The sequence below is a fragment of the Candidatus Photodesmus katoptron Akat1 genome, assembly GCF_000478685.1.
Lineage (GTDB): Bacteria > Pseudomonadota > Gammaproteobacteria > Enterobacterales > Vibrionaceae > Vibrio > Vibrio anomalopis.
Genome location: NZ_AMSD01000001.1, coordinates 336,058 through 358,129, shown reverse-complemented (window position 1 = coordinate 358,129; position 22,072 = coordinate 336,058). Strand labels below are relative to the sequence as shown.

Annotated in this window: 23 protein-coding genes, 1 other RNA gene and 1 pseudogene; 15 read left to right on the top strand and 10 right to left on the bottom strand. The window is 29.6% G+C overall.

Features of this window, described 5'->3' with window-relative positions:
* The first annotated feature begins 20 nt into the window (after positions 1 to 20).
* Complete coding sequence (fadR, locus tag O1U_RS01530; protein WP_016503655.1) at positions 21 to 860, top strand: fatty acid metabolism transcriptional regulator FadR; 840 nt, start codon at positions 21 to 23, stop codon at positions 858 to 860.
* 47 nt (positions 861 to 907) lie between these two features.
* On the opposite strand, the gene ffs is transcribed toward fadR, so the two are convergent.
* Positions 908 to 1,001, bottom strand: an RNA gene (gene ffs, locus O1U_RS04755) — signal recognition particle sRNA small type.
* A gap of 209 nt (positions 1,002 to 1,210) precedes the next feature.
* Entirely contained in the window at positions 1,211 to 1,468 is a 258-nt protein-coding gene (gene zapB, locus O1U_RS01525; RefSeq protein ID WP_016503654.1) for a cell division protein ZapB, read from the bottom strand.
* Positions 1,469 to 2,214: 746 nt separating this feature from the next.
* On the opposite strand from zapB, the gene can reads away from it, so the two are divergent.
* The 4 genes from can (at position 2,215) to coaE (ending at position 5,475) form a co-directional block, all read left to right on the top strand.
* Positions 2,215 to 2,856 (top strand): carbonate dehydratase, encoded by a 642-nt coding sequence (gene can / locus O1U_RS01520; protein WP_016503653.1) that lies wholly within the window; start codon positions 2,215 to 2,217, stop codon positions 2,854 to 2,856.
* A 184-nt stretch (positions 2,857 to 3,040) separates the two neighbouring features.
* Positions 3,041 to 3,661 carry a LuxR/HapR/OpaR family quorum-sensing transcriptional regulator gene (locus O1U_RS01515; RefSeq protein WP_016503652.1) on the top strand — a complete coding sequence of 207 codons (621 nt, stop codon included), beginning with the start codon at positions 3,041 to 3,043 and terminating at the stop codon, positions 3,659 to 3,661.
* A 333-nt stretch (positions 3,662 to 3,994) separates the two neighbouring features.
* Entirely contained in the window at positions 3,995 to 4,861 is an 867-nt protein-coding gene (locus O1U_RS01510; RefSeq protein WP_040356517.1) for a prepilin peptidase, read from the top strand.
* The gene (gene coaE, locus O1U_RS01505) at positions 4,861 to 5,475 is read left to right on the top strand and encodes a dephospho-CoA kinase (protein ID WP_016503650.1); all 615 of its coding nucleotides are present in this window, start codon (positions 4,861 to 4,863) and stop codon (positions 5,473 to 5,475) included. The genes O1U_RS01510 and coaE overlap by 1 nt, the downstream gene beginning before the upstream one ends.
* Positions 5,476 to 5,646: 171 nt before the next feature.
* On the opposite strand, the gene rplS is transcribed toward coaE, so the two are convergent.
* The 5 genes from rplS to ffh form a co-directional block, all read right to left on the bottom strand.
* Positions 5,647 to 6,006, bottom strand: a complete 360-nt coding sequence (rplS, locus tag O1U_RS01500) for a 50S ribosomal protein L19 (protein ID WP_016503649.1) — start codon at positions 6,004 to 6,006, stop codon at positions 5,647 to 5,649.
* Between the two features lie 31 nt (positions 6,007 to 6,037).
* Positions 6,038 to 6,787 carry a tRNA (guanosine(37)-N1)-methyltransferase TrmD gene (trmD, locus tag O1U_RS01495; RefSeq protein ID WP_016503648.1) on the bottom strand — a complete coding sequence of 250 codons (750 nt, stop codon included), beginning with the start codon at positions 6,785 to 6,787 and terminating at the stop codon, positions 6,038 to 6,040.
* 35 nt (positions 6,788 to 6,822) lie between these two features.
* The gene (rimM, locus tag O1U_RS01490; RefSeq protein ID WP_016503647.1) at positions 6,823 to 7,356 is read right to left on the bottom strand and encodes a ribosome maturation factor RimM; all 534 of its coding nucleotides are present in this window, start codon (positions 7,354 to 7,356) and stop codon (positions 6,823 to 6,825) included.
* Positions 7,357 to 7,377: 21 nt separating this feature from the next.
* The gene (gene rpsP, locus O1U_RS01485; RefSeq protein ID WP_016503646.1) at positions 7,378 to 7,632 is read right to left on the bottom strand and encodes a 30S ribosomal protein S16; all 255 of its coding nucleotides are present in this window, start codon (positions 7,630 to 7,632) and stop codon (positions 7,378 to 7,380) included.
* Positions 7,633 to 7,753: 121 nt separating this feature from the next.
* Positions 7,754 to 9,094: a signal recognition particle protein gene (gene ffh, locus O1U_RS01480; protein WP_016503645.1), complete on the bottom strand. Its 1,341-nt coding sequence runs from the start codon at positions 9,092 to 9,094 to the stop codon at positions 7,754 to 7,756.
* Positions 9,095 to 9,277: 183 nt separating this feature from the next.
* Between ffh and O1U_RS01475 the strand changes: the two genes are divergently transcribed.
* The 10 genes from O1U_RS01475 (at position 9,278) to crp (ending at position 19,304) form a co-directional block, all read left to right on the top strand.
* The gene (locus tag O1U_RS01475; protein WP_016503644.1) at positions 9,278 to 10,069 is read left to right on the top strand and encodes a cytochrome C assembly family protein; all 792 of its coding nucleotides are present in this window, start codon (positions 9,278 to 9,280) and stop codon (positions 10,067 to 10,069) included.
* Between the two features lie 122 nt (positions 10,070 to 10,191).
* Positions 10,192 to 11,469: an HlyC/CorC family transporter gene (locus O1U_RS01470; RefSeq protein ID WP_034411275.1), complete on the top strand. Its 1,278-nt coding sequence runs from the start codon at positions 10,192 to 10,194 to the stop codon at positions 11,467 to 11,469.
* Positions 11,470 to 11,786: 317 nt separating this feature from the next.
* On the top strand, positions 11,787 to 12,233 hold the full coding sequence (gene dksA / locus O1U_RS01465) for an RNA polymerase-binding protein DksA (protein ID WP_016503642.1): 447 nt from the start codon (positions 11,787 to 11,789) through the stop codon (positions 12,231 to 12,233).
* 522 nt (positions 12,234 to 12,755) lie between these two features.
* The gene (gene gshA / locus O1U_RS01460; protein WP_016503641.1) at positions 12,756 to 14,327 is read left to right on the top strand and encodes a glutamate--cysteine ligase; all 1,572 of its coding nucleotides are present in this window, start codon (positions 12,756 to 12,758) and stop codon (positions 14,325 to 14,327) included.
* Positions 14,328 to 14,329: 2 nt separating this feature from the next.
* Positions 14,330 to 14,935: a transglycosylase SLT domain-containing protein gene (locus tag O1U_RS01455; RefSeq protein ID WP_016503640.1), complete on the top strand. Its 606-nt coding sequence runs from the start codon at positions 14,330 to 14,332 to the stop codon at positions 14,933 to 14,935.
* A 95-nt stretch (positions 14,936 to 15,030) separates the two neighbouring features.
* Positions 15,031 to 16,002, top strand: a complete 972-nt coding sequence (gene epmA, locus O1U_RS01450; RefSeq protein WP_016503639.1) for an elongation factor P--(R)-beta-lysine ligase — start codon at positions 15,031 to 15,033, stop codon at positions 16,000 to 16,002.
* Between the two features lie 97 nt (positions 16,003 to 16,099).
* Positions 16,100 to 16,537, top strand: coding sequence for a rhodanese-like domain-containing protein (locus tag O1U_RS01445; protein WP_016503638.1), 438 nt, complete (start codon positions 16,100 to 16,102; stop codon positions 16,535 to 16,537).
* A gap of 124 nt (positions 16,538 to 16,661) precedes the next feature.
* Positions 16,662 to 17,120, top strand: coding sequence for a protein-export chaperone SecB (secB, locus tag O1U_RS01440; RefSeq protein WP_016503637.1), 459 nt, complete (start codon positions 16,662 to 16,664; stop codon positions 17,118 to 17,120).
* A gap of 106 nt (positions 17,121 to 17,226) precedes the next feature.
* Complete coding sequence (gpsA, locus tag O1U_RS01435) at positions 17,227 to 18,264, top strand: NAD(P)H-dependent glycerol-3-phosphate dehydrogenase (protein ID WP_016503636.1); 1,038 nt, start codon at positions 17,227 to 17,229, stop codon at positions 18,262 to 18,264.
* 407 nt (positions 18,265 to 18,671) lie between these two features.
* Positions 18,672 to 19,304, top strand: a complete 633-nt coding sequence (gene crp / locus O1U_RS01430) for a cAMP-activated global transcriptional regulator CRP (protein WP_016503635.1) — start codon at positions 18,672 to 18,674, stop codon at positions 19,302 to 19,304.
* A 639-nt stretch (positions 19,305 to 19,943) separates the two neighbouring features.
* On the opposite strand, the gene O1U_RS01425 is transcribed toward crp, so the two are convergent.
* The 3 genes and pseudogenes from O1U_RS01425 to rbfA all read right to left on the bottom strand — a co-directional run bounded on the left by O1U_RS01425 (position 19,944) and on the right by rbfA (position 22,055).
* On the bottom strand, positions 19,944 to 20,519 hold the full coding sequence (locus O1U_RS01425) for an aminodeoxychorismate/anthranilate synthase component II (protein WP_016503634.1): 576 nt from the start codon (positions 20,517 to 20,519) through the stop codon (positions 19,944 to 19,946).
* A 197-nt stretch (positions 20,520 to 20,716) separates the two neighbouring features.
* Positions 20,717 to 21,657 (bottom strand): annotated as a pseudogene (gene truB, locus O1U_RS01420) (tRNA pseudouridine(55) synthase TruB).
* A complete protein-coding gene (gene rbfA, locus O1U_RS01415) occupies positions 21,654 to 22,055 on the bottom strand; it encodes a 30S ribosome-binding factor RbfA (protein WP_016503632.1) in 402 nt (133 codons plus the stop codon). The pseudogene truB and the gene rbfA overlap by 4 nt, the downstream one beginning before the upstream one ends.
* Between the last annotated feature and the right edge of the window lie 17 nt (positions 22,056 to 22,072).

Sequence of the window (22,072 nt, the reverse complement as noted above, 5' to 3'; positions counted from 1 at the left end):
CAAAAATTGGAAGTTAATAAATGGTTATTAAGGCAAAAAGTCCATCAGTATTTGCGGAAAAATATATTGTTGAAAGTATTTGGAATGGTCGGTTTCCACCTGGTTCTATTTTGCCTGCCGAGCGTGAGCTTTCAGAATTAATTGGTGTTACTCGTACAACATTGCGTGAAGTACTTCAACGTTTAGCTCGTGATGGGTGGTTAACTATTCGTCATGGTAAACCTACTAGAGTAAACCAATTTATGGAAACATCTAGTTTAAATATTTTAGATACATTAATAACATTAGATGTTGCTAATGTTAATTCTATTGTTGAAGATTTGATTTCAGTTAGAACTAGTATAAGTTCAATTTTTATTGTTTATGCTTTTAAAAGAAGCAAGAGTATAGCCAGAAAAATCATTTCAGATGTAATTAATTCTTGTGAATTATTGTTTGAAGTAACAGACTGGGATGAATTTCTAAAATCATCCTCATATATCAATGAATATTATCAAAAACATCCATTAAATACCGAAAAAGATGAAAAAAAACGTCAACTTCTTTTGCTTGCGAAAACATTTAATTTTTATGATTATCTATTGTTTCAACGTTTAGCATTTCATTCAGGTAACCAAATTTATGCTTTTATCTTTAATGGTTTCAAAAAAATATATGATCGTGTTGGTAGCTACTATTTTTCAAATCCAGAAGCTAGAAAATTAGCTTTGAATTTTTATAATCAACTTTTGGCAGGAACAGAAAATTTAAATTTAGACAAGATTCCATTTATTATACATCGTTATGGAACAGAAAACCTAAATCTTTGGGATAATATGAGAACAAGACTTCCGAATGATTTTACTGAAGATATAAACTAATCTAACCAATCTGAAAGAAAAGGTTACGAGATCTAGTTGGGAGGAGACTCTAGTCAACTATCGTACACAAACTGCATGCTTTGGCTGCTTCTTTCCAGATCTGACCAGGTGAGCAAGCTTATTGTTACGGAAAACTGAGTCTCCAAGAATTACTTATTAATTTCAAAAACCTGGGAAAGCATTATCCATTATAATTATAATACTGAATAAAACAAGAAAAAAAATACTCTTTATAAGAAGAGATTAACTATTTTAGAATTTATATATCTTTTCAGATTTTGAATTGTGTAAGAGCAAATTTTGCTTTGAGCTGATTGAATCTAGATTAGTAAATCTATAGTCGACTATTATTATGGAGTATTAATATTACCAAGATCATCCATTTTTTTTAATAGACTTCTAACACGATCTTGCCAAGCTGTATGTTCTTGTTGTATTTGTTGTGTTTTAAGTTCTAAAGTTTCTCGATTGTCCTTTAGTTCATTTTTTTCCTTAGTTAGCTGTTCTTTTTCTTCTTTTAGTTCTTCAATTTCCATTTGTAAAAGTATGATAGTATCAACTGCTGTTTGAATTTTTTTTTCTAATTGTTCTAATACTTCAAAAGACATATGAACCTACCTTAGATTTTTATTAAGTTAATAAATATACTTCTTTTAAAAAGAAGTATATTTTAATACACGTTAAACTGAAAATATTGTTAGATAATACCTGAAGGTTAAACACAAAATAATAAATCAATGATTTTGTTATTAGTGTACTTTTTCTTTTCTAATAGATAGTTAATTGTAGAAATAAACTCTAATGTGTAGGCCATCATTATGTATAGTTTATTTTTGCAACAAAAATAGCACTGTGTTTCTAGCGAGTCAAATTTTAAATCAGATAAACTTTTTTTATTAAGTATAAAAGTTTTAAATAGAAAGGATTTTATCTTTATGTTCCTAATAAGGAATAATTTTTCATAAATTCCAGATATTTTAATTCAAATGTTTGGGTTGCCAGTTTTTATTATAATGATTAAATTGGAAGGAAGAGTATTAAAAATATATTAATATAGAAAAATTAAAGAAACATCTTATTAATAACGGTTTTTTCTTACACTTAGCTTATTCAAACAACCTTTTATTAAAATAATTTCTATTGCTTAATAAATGTTTAATAATTGTCTATCTAAAAAAATATGCATATAAATAGACTGATATTTGTTAGTATTTATAAGTAAATGAATTCATATTTTGTATATAACTAATTTTCACACTATATTTTAGAAAAGCAAATTATACTTTTTAGGTAATGAGAATTAAATGGCATTTAGAATAAAAAAGTTCAATTAACATTGAAAAGGGAATAGGATTTGAACATTAAACAAATTTTAAAAAATAATGTGATATGGTCTAATTCAATTAATTCAGAGCGTCCTGAATTTTTCAATGAGCTTAAAAAAGGGCAATTTCCAGATTTTTTATGGATTGGATGTTCTGATAGTCGAGTGCCTGCAGAGCAGATTACAGGTTTATCTCTTGGTAAATTATTTGTACACCGAAATATAGCAAATCAAGTTATCCATACCGATCTAAATTGTATTTCTGTAGTTCAATATGCTGTAGATATACTTCAAGTAAAGCATATTATTATTTGTGGTCATTATGACTGCGGAGGTATTAATGTTGCTGTACAAAATATTCAATTAGGCTTAATTAATGATTGGTTATTTTATATTCGTGCACTGTATTTAAAACACCAAAATTGGTTAAAAAAGATACCTGAAAAAAAAAAGGCAGATAAACTATGTAAAATCAATATCGCTGAGCAAGTGTACAATTTAGGAAGATTATTAATTATAAAAAATGCATGGGAACGTGGTCAGCAACTTAAAATACATGGTCTTATTTATAGTATTTATAATGGTAAACTTAAAGATATTGGAATGAGTTGTTCAAATAAAGAATCATTAGAAGATTCCTATCAAACTGTTATGAGTAAAATTATTGAATAATAGATAAACTTTAATTTCAAAATACTTTTGTAAGGTAACATAAAGTAGTATTCCAAATAGTTCTTTCCAACATTGACCTGATCTATATGCGCTATTACACTCGTGTTTAGATATTAATTAATACATAATTATTGGGAGGTTAGCCCAATGAAAATAATAACTTATATTAGCAAGGATAAAAAAGATGGATTCGATACTTAAAAGAAGGATACGCACTCGTTTTTCTCCTCAAAAGCGTAAATTGCAATTAATGGAAATTGCATTGGAAGTATTTGCAAAACGGGGGATTGGTCGAGGAGGACATGCTGATATTGCTGAAATAGCGCAAGTATCAGTTGCTACGGTATTTAATTATTTTCCTACTCGTGAAGATTTAGTAGATGATGTGCTAAATTATGTTGTTCGTCAATTTTCAAATTTCTTATCAGATAATATTGATCTAGATTTACATGTTAAAGTAAATTTGCGTAATATTACTCGAGAAATGGTCCATTTAGTTATTCAGAATTGTTATTGGTTAAAGGTTTGGTTTGAATGGAGTGCATCTACTCGCGATGAGGTTTGGCCGTTATTTGTATCAACAAATCGCACTAATCAAATGTTAGTGAAGAATATTTTTATTAAAGGAATAGATCGTGGAGAGATCTCCGATAATCTTGAATCAGAAGCAATAGCAACACTTTTCCATGGAATCTGTTATTCATTATTTGTACAAGCTAACCGAGTTCCAAATGCAGCTGCAATGAATAAACTAACTGATAGTTACCTTAATATGCTTTGTATTTATGAATCAAAAGGGTATTAATTTAATTTAATAAAACTATTTTATATTCTACATATTATCATAAATTCTGTTTTTTATTAGTACTTTTTATAGTGAGAATGAACAAATCATTTTTTGTTTTTTAATTCCTTGACTTTTGTTTAGTTGATAAATATTTCTCTATTACCTATTAAAGTTGCTCATTATTGAATATCGATATAGTATTTTATAATTTATTTCGTTTTATAAAAAATATATAAAGGATATCTTCCTTTGCATCTATTAATTTAATAATAAATATTAGATTAAGTTAATTAATTAGTTGGATTCAGGATTGATTTGATATTAATGAGGCGTTAATTTTTGAGTAGTATTATAAGTTTATTTAATTACTTTCCTTGGCTATTTCCCTCATTAGCAACAGTGTTTGGATTAATTATTGGAAGTTTTCTTAATGTTGTAATTTATCGATTACCAATTATTATGGAATATGAATGGAGAAAGGAATGTTCAACATCTTTTCCAGAATATAAAATTATACTTTCTGATTGTGAGTATTCACTTATTTCTCCTTCTTCTAAGTGTAGAAAATGTAACACTCAATTGAGATTAATTGATAATATTCCGATTATCAGTTGGCTAATGCTCAAAGGTAAATGTTATAGTTGTGGCAATTCTATTAGTTTTCGTTATCCTTTAATTGAATTATTAAGTGCAATAACAAGTTTTTTAATTGCTACACATTTTGGATTTAGTTTTTTTTCTATCTCATTATTATTTTTTAATTTTATTTTAATTATTATTGCATTTATTGATTTAGATACTATGTTGTTACCTGATCAGTTAACTTTATTTTTGGTTTGGTCTGGAATATTATTAGCATTAATGAACATTAGTCCTGTTTCTTTAAAAGATTCTACAATTGGTGCAATAGTAGGTTATCTATTCTTATGGAATATTTATTGGTTGTTTAAACTTGGAATAGGAAAGGATGTTATGGGATATGGAGATTTTAAGTTATTATCAGCACTTGGAGCTTGGTTAGGTTGGCAATATTTACCAATGGTTGTTTTTCTGTCTTCATTAATTGGTTTGTGCTTTGGTATAAGTCAATTTCGATTTAAAAAAAACAATGAAGCGTTTCCTTTTGGTCCTTTCCTTGTTATAGCAGGTTGGATAAGCTTAATATTTGGTGAACCAATTATTGCTTGGTATTTCGATTCAGTTATAGAATTAATTTAATGTATATTATTGGATTAACTGGTGGTATTTCAAGTGGAAAAACTACTGTAGCTAATTATTTTAATCAACTATTTAATATTGATATTATTGATGCTGATCTCATTGCACGGTATGTTGTTAGGATTGGTACTCCTGGTTTAGAAGCTATAGCAAAATACTTTGGTAAAAAAATCTTACTTTCTAATGGAAATCTTAATCGTTCTTTATTAAGAAAGATAATTTTTTTTAATCATGAAAGTAAACATTGGCTTAATCAACTTTTGCATCCAATGATTCTCGAAGGCATACGTTTAGAATTAGAAAAAGCAGAATCGTTATATGTTTTACTTGTTCTACCATTATTAGTAGAAAGGTCTTTACAAGATATGGTTGATAGAATTTTGGTAATCGATGTAGATGAGCAAGTTCAAGTCAAGCGAACTATTCAGCGTGATAATATTTCTGAACAAGAAGTTAGAGCTATTATTTTTTCACAAAGTGATAGGAAACGAAGACTTTCTTTTGCTGATGATGTAATTAAAAATAATAACGAAAGTGAGAAAGCATTATCATATAAGATTACTGCATTACATAAAAAATATTTAACAATTCTTAAAAAACAAACACCAAGCTAATAAAGAACAATAAGAAAGTATAATAAAATAATTACTACTTACTGTATACTTTTAAGTATGTAAATATAGAACCCATTTTTTGTCTTATTTATAGTAAGACTATTATCCAATATCTTACCTTGAGTAAATCGGAAACCTTAGTAAACATTCTATTTCCCAATTTATTTATTTTTACTTCTTAATCAGTTTTTCTTTAATACGAGCAGATTTACCAGAACGCTTACGTAAATAATATAGTTTTGCCCGACGTACTGCACCTCGACGTTTAATTTGGATGCTGTCTATAATCGGAGAATGAGTTTGAAATGTACGTTCAATACCTTCACCATTAGAACTGGATATTTTACGAACAGTAAATGCAGAATTTAAACCTCGATTACGAATACCAATTATAACACCCTCAAAAGCCTGTAAGCGTCTTCGTTCACCTTCTTTTACTTTTACTTGTACAACAACAGTATCACCTGATGAGAACTTAGGTAAATCTTGTTTCATTTGTTCTTTTTCAAGAGCTTTTATAATTTCACTCATTTTTAAAATTCCTAGATATAAATAAAATAGGTTATATTTTTTGTAGATGATTTTCTTTAATAAATTCAGCTAGTAATTCTTTTTGTTCCTGACTTAAGGATAGCTTTTCCAAAAGTTCTGGCTTTTTAAGCCAAGTTTTTCCTAGAGATTGTTTTAATCTCCATAGACGAATTTTTTTATGGTTGCCAGATCTTAATACCATTGGTACTTCTTGACCATCTAATATTTTAGGACGTGTATAATGTGGGCAATCTAACAAGCCATTAAAAAAAGAATCTTCTTTCACTGATGAATTATTTTTGAGTACGCCATTAATAAACCGTGATACTGCATCAATTAATGCCATGGCTGGTATTTCTCCTCCTGTCATTACAAAATCTCCAATTGAGCATTCTTCGTCAATATCTGACTCTATAATACGTTCATCAATACCTTTATAGCGACCACAGACAAGAAGTAGATTTTTAGACAAAGCAAGTTCATTTACTCTAGCTTGGTTGAGTTTACGTCCTTGAGGGGAAAGGTAAATAGTCTTTATCATACCTGGTGAAGTTTGCTTAGCTAATTTTATAGCTTTCCTTAAAGGTTCAGCTAGCATTAACATTCCAGGAGCACCACCATATGGTTTATCATCTACAGTAGAATACTTATCACTAGTAAAATCACGAGGATTCCAAATATTAAGTGATATTATTCCTTTCCTGATCGCTTTAGATGTGATCCCAAAATCTATAATGGAGCGAAACATCTCAGGAAATAGGCTAATGATACCAATCCACATATATTCCTTTCCCTGAACTATATATAACTTGAATTTTAAAAATTAGGATCCCAATTAACTTTGATTTCTTGAATATTCGGAGAAATTTGTCTTATAACTTCTCCATTGAGAAAGGGAATTAAACGTTCTTTCTTTCCAAAAGCATCCCCAACAGGCGCTTGTAACACTAATACGTCATTGGAACCAGTTTCTAGTATATCTACGACGATACCCAAACTATAACCTTGGACTGTTACAACCTTCATACCAAATAATTCATGGTAGTAAAATTCATCCCGTGCTAATAATTTTGGTAATGATAAAGAATGGATATAAATTATACAATTTGTCAAAGTAAGTGCGTGTTGTTTGGTGTCTACTTCCTTTATTTTTACTATAATATTTTTGTAAGAGTATCTCCATTGTTCTAATTGAAACTGTTTCCATTCACTTTTCTGTTTAATAAGCCAAGGTTGATAGTTAAGTATGTTTTTAGCGTGATCTGTATAAGAAAAAATTTTAATCCAACCAAGAAACCCAAAGGTAGAACCAAACTTACCTACAGTAATTCGAGATTTTTTTCTACTCACTATTAATTAACTCAGAAAAAATTAATCTTTAGTTATTTTTTCAAAATCTTTGATAAGCTTTGTTACTCGAGTAGATACAGAAGCACCTTTACTAATCCAGTGGTTGATACGCAGTGTCTTTAAAAATAAGTTTTTCCTCTTATCCTGATTAATAGGATTAAAGAAACCTACTTTCTCAATAAACTTACCAGTTGTAGCTCTGCTTGCAACCGCCACTACAACTTGATAAAAAGGACGTTTTTTTGCGCCATGACGTGCTAGGCGAATGGTTACCATACGTCTTCCTTTTGCATTTTTTATAAGAATATTACTAGATAAACACAGTATATTTCAATCTGATTCCGAAGAAGTTTACTCTAATTTGTATTTATTGCAATATTTTTTTAAATAATTACAACTAAAGATTAAAATTACCACGCATGATATTTTGCATCATCCCATTAGTCCGCATCTTTTGCATCATTTTTTTCGTTTGATTGAAATACCTTAGTAAATAATTAACATCTTGTACTTTAGTGCCAGAACCTGCGGCAATGCGTTTTTTTCTTGAGCTTTTTATAATTTCAGGATATCTTCGTTCCTTTATAGTCATAGAGTTAATAATGAACTCCATTTGTTTAAACATATCGTTATCAATTTGATTTTCAATATTACTAGATAGATGGCTTAGTTGTGGTAATTTATCAATTATATTTTTGATGCCACCAATATTACTCATTTGCTTGAGTTGTTCTCGAAAATCTTCTAAATTCAATCCTTTTTGTTTTTTTAATTTCTTAGCTAATTTTTTAGTATGTTCATTGGAAACTTTTTGCTGTATCTCTTCAATAAGAGATAATACATCTCCCATACCTAAAATACGAGATGCTATTCGTTTGGGATGAAAAGCTTCCAAATCATGAGTTTTTTCTCCGATTCCAAAAAATTTGATTGGTTTTCCAGTGATGCTACGTATTGATAGTGCAGCACCACCTCGAGCATCACCATCAACTTTTGTCAGAATAATTCCTGTTAGTGGTAGTTGGTTATTGAATTCTTTTGCTATATTAGCTGCATCTTGACCAGTCATTGAATCAACTACAAATAGCATTTCAGTTGGTTTAGTGACATTGTGGAGACTTTTAATTTCATCCATCATTTGAGCATCAATAGCTAATCGACCAGCTGTATCAATCAAAAGAGCATCATAAAAATTTTTCTTTGCATGAAGCAGAGCAGAATTAGCAATATCAATTGGGTTTTGGTTGTTAAATGATGGGTAAAAATCTACAGAAATATTAAAGGTTAGTTCTTCTAGCTGTTTGATAGCTGCTGGACGATAGATATCAGTAGAAACTACTAGTACCTTTTTTTTATGTTTTTCCAGCAATAGTCGAGACAATTTCGCGACGCTAGTTGTTTTCCCTGAACCTTGTAAACCTGCTACTAAAATAGTTACTGGTGGTTGAGCAAGTAAATTTAATGTCTCATTAGAGTTGCCCATAATCATTTCAAGTTCAGCTTGTACAATTTTAATAAATTCTTGGCTAGGAGTTAAAGATTTAGAAACCTCAATACCTATTGCTTTTTGTTGTAAATTTTTTATAAAATCCTGTATAACGGGAAGTGCAACATCTGCTTCAAGTAGTGCTACTCGTACTTCACTTATAGTGCTTTTTATATTCTCCTGAGTTAGTCGATTTTTTCCAGTGATATATTTTAGAGTTTTGGTTAATCTATCAGTTAAATTTTCAAACATATTAATAACCTTTGCTTTTAGTAACAGGAATTAAATAAAGTATACAATACCTATTCGTTCAGTTATACTTATCATATTGACATTATAATTTCGCTATGGATTTTATCCCTCGTCTACTACAATAACCTACAGATTTGATGCAGGGTATAATTATATTATCACACCATTAAATTTGTAAAATAAATGTACAATTTAATTGCTATTATTGCAGCTGTATTTTACGTGTTTTCTACAGCAATTATTATCCTAGGATTAGTATATCAAGTAGGTGTTCGCTCTAATGTCACTTTGATTAGCGCTTTGTTGGCACTGGTACTTCATGGATTTTTAGTAGCTAATCTTATTTGGATTGATGATGGACAAAATCTAAGTATTCTTAATGTAGCTTTATTGGTTAGTTTTATTATTTCCCTTGTCATGAGTATAGCAATGCTGAAAATAAGGCTTTGGTTTTTGTTGCCTTTTGTGTATAGTTTTTCTGTTATTAATCTGTCTTTAGTCATGTTTTTACCAAGCACCTTTATTACTCATTTAGAAAATAACCCTAAAATTTTGGTACATATCTCTCTTGCACTGTTTTCATACTCTACATTAACTGTTGGGGCTTTATACGCTCTTCAGTTGAATTGGCTTGATTATCAATTGAAAGCTAAAAAAGTATTAGTTATTAATCCAAATCTTCCTCCTTTAATGATGGTTGAAAGACAATTATTTAAAATAATTTCTATTGGAACAATACTTTTAACGGGAACGTTACTAACTGGTTTCATTTTTGTTCAGGATATATTTGCACAAAGCAAGGTACATAAAGGCATATTATCTTTTATTGCTTGGTTTATTTATTCCATTTTGCTTTTAGGTCATTATTACAAAGGTTGGAGAGGGAAAAAAGTTGCTTGGTGTTCAGTCGCTGGATCTATAGTGTTAACACTTGCTTATTTTGGGAGCCGTTTCATTCTAGAAATTATTCTTTAATAGTTAGTTAGATATAAATTATATGGTTAAAATGGATAGGATTTTAAAATTAATATTTTTAATTTTTTGTTATACTTGTCCGCTTAATTATAATTTAATATTTAATAAGGGACATATGCATTTTGGATACTGTTTCCAGTAGTTTATTATTTGTTATACTCATTTGCTTAATTATAATTTCTAGTTATTTTTCCGGTTCTGAAACAGGTATGATGTCCCTTAACCGTTATCGTTTAAAACATCTTGCTAATAGTGGTCATAAAGGTGCTAAACGGGTCGAAAAGTTACTTATTCGACCAGATCGTTTAATTGGTTTAATTCTTATTGGAAATAATCTTGTTAATATTTTATCTTCAGCTATTGCCACTATTCTTGGTATGCGATTATATGGTGATTTTGGAGTAGTTATTGCAACTGGAACATTAACACTTATTATATTAGTTTTTGCTGAAGTTATACCTAAAACTATTGCAGCACTTTACCCTGGCCCTATCTCTTATGCTAGTAGTATTTTTTTAAGCATATTGATGAAACTGTTTTCTCCTCTTGTAATATTGATTAATTTTATTGCCAATAGTTTTATCCGATTACTAGGTTTTCAAACTCAATATAATATTAGTGACCATCTAAGTTCTGAGGAGCTAAGAACTGTAGTTAATAATGCTGGAGATCTTATTCCTCATCATTATCAAGATATGCTAATTTCTATTTTAGATTTAGAGCATGTTACTGTGAATGATATTATGGTTCCTCGTAATGAAATTACTGCTATTGATATTAATGATGATTGGAAATCAATCGTACGTCAACTAACACATTCTCCACATGGAAGAATTGTGCTTTTTCGTGATCAAATTGATGAAGTAGTAGGAGTATTACGTCTTCGTGAAGCCTATCGTTTTATGTTAGAAAAAAATGAATTTAATAATAAAGAAACTCTATTACGCGCTGCTGATAAGGTATATTTTATTCCAGAATGTACTCCATTAAATGTTCAATTATTTCAATTTCAACGTAACAAAGAACGTATAGGTCTTATCGTAGATGAATATGGTGATATTAATGGTTTAGTTACTTTAGAAGATATCTTGGAAGAAATTGTTGGTGAATTTACTACTTCTATCGCTCCTAGTTTATCTGAAGAAATAATAGAACAGTCTGATGGTAGTTTTTTAGTTGAAGGTAGTGTTAATATTCGTAGCTTGAATAAAGGGCTAAAATGGGAATTACCTACTGACGGCCCCAGGACATTAAATGGTTTAATTTTAGAGCATTTGGAAGATATTCCTGAAAGTCATTTAAGTATTCAAATTGCAAACTATCCGATGGAAATAATTGAACTTAAAGACAACAGAATTAAATTAGTTCGAGTATTTCCAAGATTAAATAAAAATTATTAATGATGAGGGAAAAGTTTGAGATAATTATTTTGCAATTATTTAAATTCAAACTAGAATATTAACATATGAGTTCTATGGGTAGGTGGTTTGTTTAAGAATGAGCAAAAGTGTTATAATTTATACTATGGTATTGAGCTTAACTTGATCAATGTAAGGTAAGTTATATCATAGCGATATAAATTTGAAGTAATAATATCATCCTTCAACATTAACAGTAAGTTTATTCGCTAGGTTATTGTTATTTATATAGAAATAGTTACCTTGAAATGAGCTACTCACGGCGTTTTGACTTAGTGTTAATTTGGGGGGGTGTTGTTTTGCCAGGATTAAAGAAAAAATCGCTAGGCATTCTAGCGCTTGCTGGGGTTCAACCTTATCAAGAAAGGTTAAGCGAAAAATATATGTCAAATGAGCAAGTTCAGCATTTTACAAGAATTTTAGAAGCTTGGAGAAATCAACTTAGAGAAGAGGTCAATCGAACAGTTCATCATATGCAAGATGAAGCAGCAAATTTCCCAGATCCAGTTGATCGTGCTTCTCAAGAAGAAAAGTTTAGTCTTGAGTTAAGAAATCGGGATCGAGAACGTCGTTTAATCAAGAAGATAGAAAAAACCTTAACTAAGATTGAGGATGATAATTTTGGTTTTTGTGAGTCTTGTGGTATTGAAATTGGTGTGCGCCGTTTAGAAGCTCGTCCAACAGCTGATCTTTGTATTGATTGTAAAACACTTGAGGAAATTAAAGAGAAACAAATGCAAGGTTAATTTATTTAATTAGAAAGATAGATTTTAAAAGTATTTTTCTTTAATTTGATTGTTAGCTCTTTTGAATAATTTTTCTAGCCTTTTTTAAACTGATTGAAATTAATTTATATTATACTTTATAAGCATTCCTATTTAGTAAAGGAGCCGGGTAGAATTTTTAACCACAAGATAAGTTAAAAATTGTACATTCAGAAATAAGTTCTAGTTTTTCTGTATTTAATTTCAATAATCTATTCAACGATTTAAGGCCGATAAAAATAATCTCATAAAATCTTGTTCATATAAGTCTATCCTATTTTCATCTTTGTTTAGTAAATAAAGTTTTTAATTTTATTATCAATTGTGTGCAATAGGACTAGGACTAAATATCATATCGCTGTTTCATAAGATTTTGGTACTAATATATGGTGAGTTTTTGCATGGCTTGATTATCTTTTAAAGTTATCATTAAATAATTGGTTTTTTATTTAGTTAGGTTAAGTATAAATTTAACTATTTAAATTAAAATAAGTGAATTAAATTTTGTCTAACTTTATTGCTCGACTCAATTTACTACTGAAGAATCTTGACGTTTTTAGACAGTATACTCGTGGTATAGAACGTGAGGCATTACGCTGCTATAAGAATGGAAGATTAGCAACAACACCACATCCTAAAGGACTAGGTTCAGCTTACTCTAATAGGTGGATAACGACAGATTTTTCTGAGTCTCTTTTAGAATTTATCACTCCTGTTTCAAATGATATTTCAGTGTTATTGTCTCAATTAGAAGATATGCATCATTTTACTCAAACGAAATTAGGTAAAGAAAGATTATGGCCGTTATCAATGCCTTGTCATATTAGCAATGAAAATGATATTAATTTAGCTCAATATGGTTCTTCTAATTCAGCTAAAATGAAAATGTTATATCGGAAAGGTTTAAAATATCGTTATGGCAGTCTTATGCAAATTATTTCAGGTGTACATTTTAATTTTTCATTTCCAGATAGCTTCTGGGATGCTTTGTTTGGAGAACAAGATAATATTTCAAGAAGATTAAGTAAATCTAAAACATATTTTGGATTAATTAGAAATTATTATCGTTTTGGTTGGTTAATTCCTTATTTTTTTGGTGCATCTCCTGCTTTATGTTCATCGTTTGTCAAAGATAAAAATGTTACATTACCATTTAAAAATATCGGTAAAACTTTGTATTTACCAAAAGCTACATCATTACGACTAAGTGACCTTGGTTATATCAATAGTTTTCAAAATTCATTTAAAATTAGTTTAAATACACTAGAGCAATATCTTAATGATTTAAATCAAGCTATTAGAATGCCTTCTGAAAATTTTAGAAAAATTGGTGTCAAAATAAATGGTGAGCATCGTCAATTGAATAGCAATTTATTACAAATTGAAAATGAGCTATATACACCAATTCGTCCTAAATGTATAGCTAAGAATGGAGAAAAACCTGCAGAAGCATTAAAGAATTTTGGAGTTGAGTACATTGAAGTTCGTTCATTGGATATTAATCCATATAGCCCAATTGGTATTACTAAAGAACAAATTTGTTTTTTAGACATATTTCTAACATGGGCATCATTAATTGATTCTGATCACATGGATTATTCTGAATTTATATACTGTTGTGATAATTGGAGAAAAGTTGTTCTTCAAGGTCGTAAGATAGGACTTGAATTACGTATTGATTATCATTATGAAAAAATAATTACTCTTCAAGAGTGCGCTAAAGATATATTCAAGGATTTATTATTAATTGCTAAATCTATGGACATTGTTCATTCTAGTACCGAATATCAAGATATTTGTACTAAGCTAAGCTCTTGGATTAATGATCCGGAATTGACAGTTTCAGGTCAATTATTGGAAATGACTAAGAGATATGGTAGTTTTAAAGAGGTAGGTTATAGATTGGGAGAGCAGTATCGTTCTACATATCTCAATCATCGATATAAGGTATATTCTAGCCAAGAGCTAGAAAATGAAGTTGTTCGTTCTCGATATGCTCAGGCTAATCAGGAGAAAACTGATATTCAAAGTTTTGATGAATATCTAGAAGAATATTTTTCATATTTAAAAAGGTAGTTATGAAATTAAAGTGTTTATATGTAGTTATTTGTACTATTTTATTTTCCGGTTGTGTCAGTTCACCACCAAAACAAAAAAACGATATATGTGCAATTTTTCAGGAAAAACCAAACTGGTATGCTGCTGCTGTTAAAATGAAAAAAAAATTTAGGGTTCCAATTCATATTGCAATGGCATTTATGGCACAAGAAAGCAACTATAAGCATAATGCTCGTCCTCCAAAGAAGTATATTTTAGGTTTTATACCATGGGGGAGACTAAGTACTGCTTATGGGTATGCACAAGCAAAAGATTCTACTTGGAAAGATTTTCAGAATGAAATCAATTCAAGTGCTAGTAGGACAAATTTTGATAATTCTATTATGTTTATCGGTTGGTATATTAATGAAACTCAAAAACAATTAGGGATATCTAAATGGGATTCTTATAATCAGTATATTGCATATCATGAAGGCAGACGTGGTTACAAACAGAAAAGGTATCAATCAAATTTATTTTTAAAAAATATCGCGAAAAAAGTGGAAGAACAGGCAAGAGATTATGGTTGGCAATTAAAAAAATGTCAAAAAAAAATAGATACTAATCGTTATTGGTCATTCTGGTAATTCTAAATCAGGCTATACTTCAAGTTTCCATAAACTATAGAAATGTAACATAATCTAAATACGAAAATAGTATTTAAAGCTGGAAATAATTTGGAATGAAATTAACTTGGAAACCTACAGCAACAATTGAACAATTAAAAAAACGTAGTACTATTATTAATAATATTCGTGCGTTTTTCTCTAAACGAAGTATTTTGGAAGTAGATACTCCATCTTTAAGTCATAGAACAGTAACAGATATTCATCTTAGTAGTTTTAAAACATCCTTTATTGGTCCTAATTATACTAATGGGACTCCAATATATTTAATAACTAGTCCCGAGTTTCATATGAAGCGTTTATTAGCAGCAGGGTCTGGTTCTATATATCAAATTTGTAAATCATTTCGTAATAATGAGAGTGGTTCTCATAATAGTCCAGAATTTACAATGTTAGAGTGGTATAGAGTAGACTTTAATCATCATCAACTTATGGATGAAGTGGATGAATTACTTCAGTTAATTTTAAATTCCAGATTAGCAGAACGTATTAGTTATCAACAAGCTTTTATCGATGCTTTAGGGATATGTCCATTGGAAGATCCTATAGAACAGTTACAACAAGCTGCACTGAGGTTTGGTTTGCATGATAGTTCTAATTTGCTAACAAATAGGGATATGTTACTTCAATTACTATTTAGTTTTGCTGTAGAAAAGACATTTGATAAACAAGTTCCTATATTTGTTTATAATTTTCCATCTTCACAGGCCTTACTTGCTAGAATCAATGCCAATGATAAAAGGGTAGCAGATCGCTTTGAGTTATATTTTAATGGTATTGAATTAGCTAATGGTTTTTATGAACTTAATAATCCTAAAGAGCAGTTAGCGCGTTTTAAACATGATAATCTTCTTCGTATAGATATGGGTTTACCAAGTAACCCTATTGATTATCATTTAATTGATGCAATTCAATCTGGTTTGCCAAATTGTTCGGGTGTAGCCTTAGGTATAGATCGATTAGTCATGCTTGCGTTAGGCTGTGATAATATTGATCAAGTAATGGCCTTCCCATTTTATAAAGCATGAATTTACATTGTAATTAACCTTTCATTTACTCGCCTTGGATTAGTATTTTCGTTATACTCCATATCAAGTTTATTTAAACATTGCAAGAACAGGGAATATGCAAGAGTATATTGATTTTTTTCAACAAAATTTGATTTTATTTTTAATATGGCTTTCTCTTTTTTTTGCTTTAATCGTTCATTTTATTAAATCTTACAATATCTTATATAAAGAAATAACCACTTCAGAAGCAGTTTTATTAATGAATCGTGAAAATGGAATTATAATTGATATCCGTTCTCAAGATAAATTTAAAAAAGGTCATATTATTAATTCTGTTAATATCTTACCATTAGACCTTAAAAAAGGCAATTTAGGTAACCTTATAAATTATAAATCCAGACCAATTATTGTAGTTTGTGAAACTGGTAACTCTTCTAAAGAAAGTGCTCATTTATTGATAAAATCTAAGTTTAAAAAAGTTAATGTCTTGAAAAATGGTTTAATCGCTTGGAAGGAGGATAATATTCCTTTAATTTCTAATAATATTATATAGAGGTATGCTACCTATAGGTAGATAAACTAGACTTTTTTTAGAGGTATTTTTAAAAAAATAAATTTGATTTTATTTAGCAAATTTATTCTAAGGAGTATAAAATGTATTATTTAAGGATTATATGATGGCTCTTGAAGATGAAAACCAAGAACAACAGAATTTTTCAATTAAACGTATTTTTTTAAAAGATGTATCTTTTGAAGTGCCAAGTTCCTCCCAGGTATTTAAGAAAGCATGGAAACCAGATGTAAAATTGGAGATTGATGCTAAAAGTTCTGAATTATACAAAAGTACTTATGAAGTTTTATTACGGTTAACAGTAGTTGTTACTAATGCACAAGAAACAGCTTTTTTATGTGAAATTCAACAGGGTGGTATCTTTACTGTAAATAATATAAAAGCAAATAAACTAGCTCATTGTTTAGGCGCTTTTTGTCCAAATATTTTATTTCCATATGCCAGAGAAACTATTTCAAGTTTAGTTATTAAAGGTACTTTTCCTCAACTTAATCTAGATCCAGTAAATTTTGATGCACTATTTATAAATTATTTAAAGAAACAAGAAAACAAAGGAAAACACTGAATGTGACCTGCTTTTCTATTAAAAGAACCTTATTAACGCAAAATATTTTAGTGCTTAATCTAGTATCAGATAGATTGAGTTGTATATAATTAGGTACGAAAAAATAATGGTTCTAAATGTTAATAATAATTATACTAACGAAGTTTCTATGGCAGTCATTGGAGCCGGTTCCTATGGCACATCATTAGCTATTTCTTTAGCTCGTAATAGCGATAATATTGTTTTATTATGGGGACATAAGTTAGACCATATGGTGCAACTTATTAAAGATCGTGCTAATCATCGATTTTTGCCTGGTATTAATTTTCCAAAAACGCTTATCATTGAGTCTAATTTAGAAAAGCTTGTTCAGGCTAGTCGTGATCTATTGATTGTAGTACCAAGTCATGTTTTTTCTAGTATTTTAAGGGATATAAAACCTTATCTCCGTAAAGACACAAGAATTTGTTGGGCCACTAAAGGTCTTGAACCGGAAACAGGTCGTCTTTTGGAAGAAGTTGTTCATGATGTTATTGGTAATCAGTATTCATTAGCAGTTTTATCTGGCCCTACATTTGCAAAAGAGCTTGCTATGGGGATGCCAACTGCAATATCAGTTGCTTCATCTGATATTCAGTTCGTAGAAGAATTACAAGAAAAAATTCATTGTAATAAGACATTTCGTGTATATGCTAATAGTGATTTTACAGGCATGCAGCTTGGTGGTGCAGTAAAAAATGTTATTGCGATAGGTGCTGGGATATCAGATGGAATTGGGTTTGGTGCTAATGCTCGTACGGCACTTATTACTCGGGGTTTAGCAGAAATGACACGTTTAGGTTTTGCTTTAGGTGCAAAACTTGAAACTTTTATGGGTATGGCAGGTCTTGGAGATTTAGTATTAACTTGTACTGACAATCAATCTCGTAATCGTCGTTTTGGTGTTGCAGTAGGAGCAGGGCAAAACATAGCTACAGCTCAAAAAGAAATAGGTCAAGTTATTGAAGGCTATCATAATACAAAAGAGGTTTATATGCTTGCAAAACGTGTGAATGCAGAAATGCCAATTGTTGAGCAAATATATCAGGTATTATATCAAGGGAAAAATGTGCATTTAGCAGCTAAAGATTTACTAGCTCGTGATAAAAAATCGGAGGGCAAGTAGTTTTTACTTTTAATATTTTTAAGCAAAGTTCAAATTTTTTCCGTTAGATCTGTTTAGCATTTATTTTTGGTAAATTTTTAGCTAAAGATATTGAGTCAATAGTTTAAGTACAAAATTAATTAATACTAAATTTAAATATTTTTTGTTTGATTCTATAGTAATTAATATTACTGATTCTTCTAGTTTGTTATAGAGCCTAGCTATATAATTTAGGTATTATAAATGTAATATAATATGATGGAAATCTTGTAATTTAGTTAGTAATATTATTGTTTTTCATTTCCTTATTGAGTAAAATATTAAGTTGGCTTCTAGCTCTTGTAAATTATTTTTACTCTAGTAAGTTTGTTCTAGATTTTGCTAGAATAGTCAGGTTTATAGCCTACCTATTAAAGGAAGTGAAAATTATGGTTCTAGGTAAACTTCAAATTGATCCAACACTAGAGTGGTTTCTTTCACATTGTCATATTCATAAGTATCCTTCAAAAAGTACATTAATTCATGCAGGTGAAAAATCAGAGACTTTGTACTATATCGTTAAAGGTTCTGTTGCTGTTCTTATTAAAGATGAAGAAGGAAAGGAAATGATTCTTTCTTATCTTAATCAAGGTGATTTTATTGGCGAGCTTGGTTTATTTGAAGAAGATCAGGAACGTACAGCTTGGGTACGTGCAAAAGTTCCTTGTGAAGTAGCTGAAATTTCATTTAAGAAATTTCGTCAACTCATTCAAGTTAATCCAGATATTTTAATGCATCTTTCTGCACAAATGGCAAGGCGTCTTCAAGTTACTAGTCAGAAAGTAGGTGACTTGGCGTTTTTAGATGTAACAGGTCGGATTGCACAGACTTTATTAAACTTAGCTAAACAACCTGATGCAATGACTCATCCTGATGGGATGCAAATTAAAATTACTCGTCAAGAAATTGGACAGATTGTCGGTTGCTCTCGTGAAACTGTTGGGCGTATTTTAAAGATGTTAGAAGAGCAGAATCTAATTTCAGCTCATGGTAAAACTATTGTGGTTTATGGTACTCGTTGATTTCGGTTATTAAATATTTTTAGATATGAAGGTTATTGTGACATTATAAGCCATAGATTAAGACTAAAATTATAGTGAATAGAATTAACAAATTTGTTATATGACATATGACATATAGTGAATTTAAGATTTAATTGCAAAACTAAACTAGGCCTTGGTAAGATACTATTTGTAGAAAAGGACCAAAATATTCTTTATCTAGTGAATTAGTAATACTAGTAACATCGATAGTTCCAGGAGTAATAAAAGCTGATAATTTGAATTTAGCTTTAATTAAGATTAAACAACCAGGTGATTTTAGCTATTATGCTTAGAAGGTTTAGGATAAACCCTAAACCTTGGTATGCATAAAAGTTTCCAGTATGAACATTACTTGTTTGTACTTCATCAAAAAATCAAAAATCGTGTTAATAACATATATAGTTGCTTAATGGTTTGAATAAATTTATTTTTTGATAAGATTAATCTTTTTTAAAGGTTCTATAATTACAGCGCAAGTATGATTTGGTTTCTATTGGATTATGAACCATTACATCATTTAACTACGCACTACCTGAACCTGATTCTTGCTTATCATTATAGTTTCCTATATTAATAAACTAAAATCAGCAAAAGTTAGTTTTACTTAAATAAACTTAGTTATTGAATAAAGTTTAATAAAAGCTGATGCCCTTGCTCTGTTTTTATTGATTCAGGATGAAATTGTATTCCATTAATTGCAAATATTTTATGACGATAGCCCATGATTTCATCTATGCAACCACTAGCTAATTCAGTCCATGCTGTAATTTCAAAGCAATCTGGCAACGTGTTTTTTTCAACAACTAATGAATGATAACGTGTTGCTGTAAATGGATTTTTCAATCCATAAAATATATCCTGTCGATTATGTACAATGAGTGATGTTTTGCCGTGCATAATTTGACGAGCATGTACTATTGTTCCTTCAAAAGCTTGTGCAATAGCCTGATGACCAAGACAAATTCCTAAAATAGGCAGTTTATCTGAAAAGTATTTAATTGCTTCTAAAGAAATGCCAGCTTGATTAGGTGTACATGGGCCAGGAGAAATAACTAAGTGTGTTGGATTAAGTCTTTGAATCCCAGAAATATCAATTTTATCATTGCGTACTACCTTGACTTTTCTTCCTAGTTGACAGAAATATTGATATAAATTGTATGTAAAGGAATCGTAATTATCGATAATAAGTAGCATAGCCATAAAATAAAATATGTTAACTTATATATATACCGCTACATTATCTATCATTAAAAACAAAAAACAAGTCATTAACTTTATTTAGTAAAAAGTGCTTTGCAATTTTGATTACTTGTATCCTTTAAGTTTATTAAAATAGAAGTATATAACTTAAAAATAAGTTTGTATATACTACTTTTTGAAAAGTTATTTTTTCAAGATGATATTAAGCGTTTCGGGATTACTGTTCCACTTTTATCAATCATGGCAACACCAATGAAAATTTTAGTTTCTTTAGTTATTATTCGAACAAAACCTTGAGCTGATATCTCTTCTTCTGGCAATTTAATTTTGATGCCATTACAAATAAGTTTTACTAGTTTTTCATCTATATTTATTTTAGGTAAGTGTCTAATAGCAGTATCCATTGGCATCAATAAAGAATCTAAGAATGTTTCATTAGGAAGCTTTTTTTTCTGAGCCTGTTTAACTAGTTCATTAAGTTCATCTAATGTTATCATTTGATGATATAGATAATTAGCGAACCCAATACGTCGTAACTGAGTAATATGAGCTCCACATCCTAGAATTTCACCTAGATCATTTACAATAGTACGTATATAAGTTCCTTTTGAAGAGTGAATTTCTATCTCGAGCTCATCTTTTTTAAAGTAAAGAAGTTTTATGTAGTATACTGTAATTTTACGCGCTTTACGTGGAATTTCAACTCCATTACGAGCATATTTATAAAGTGGATAACCTTTATATTTTAGTGCAGAAAACATTGAAGGAATTTGAAGAATTTCACCTGTAAATTTTTTAAAGAATGATCTAATTGTTTTCGTGTTACATTTATATCACGAGTTTCAATAATTTTTCCATTTGAATCTGAGGTATCAGTACGTTCACCAAGTTTTATTTTTGCAATGTAACATTTATCAGAGTTCAATAAAAATTGAGAGAATTTTGTTGCTTCTCCAAAACAGATTGGCAACATACCAGTTGCTAAAGGATCAAGAGTACCAGAGTGTCCTGCTTTTTTAGCACAATAAAGCCGTTTAACTTGTTGTAATGCATGATTAGATGAAATGTTCATCGGTTTATCAAGTAAAATAATTCCATTAACTGAACGACTATTTAGATAGTTTTCTATCATAACAGTTCATCCTTTTTTTGATATTTTGCTTTATTACTACGAATTCGATAACTATCCTTGTTTATTAGGTTTGATATGTGTCTACCTTTAGTTAAGGTGTAATCATAAGAAAAATGAATATGAGGTGTTAAACGTAAACGTATACGTTTACTCAAGAGCATACGGATATAAACCTCATACTTTTTAAGCAAAGATAAACGATTTTCTGGTGTTTCTATTTTTTTATTGGAAAAAAAAGTTACAAAAACCTTAGCATAGGATAAATCACGTGATATTTGTATATCAGAAATAGTTATCATACCTAAACTAGGTTCACTAATTTTGTGTTGCAGAATATAAGCTAGTTCTTTGCGTAGCTGCTGTGCAATGCGTTTAGTTCGGCTAAAATCCTTAGGCATTTTATTTGGCTGCTGTA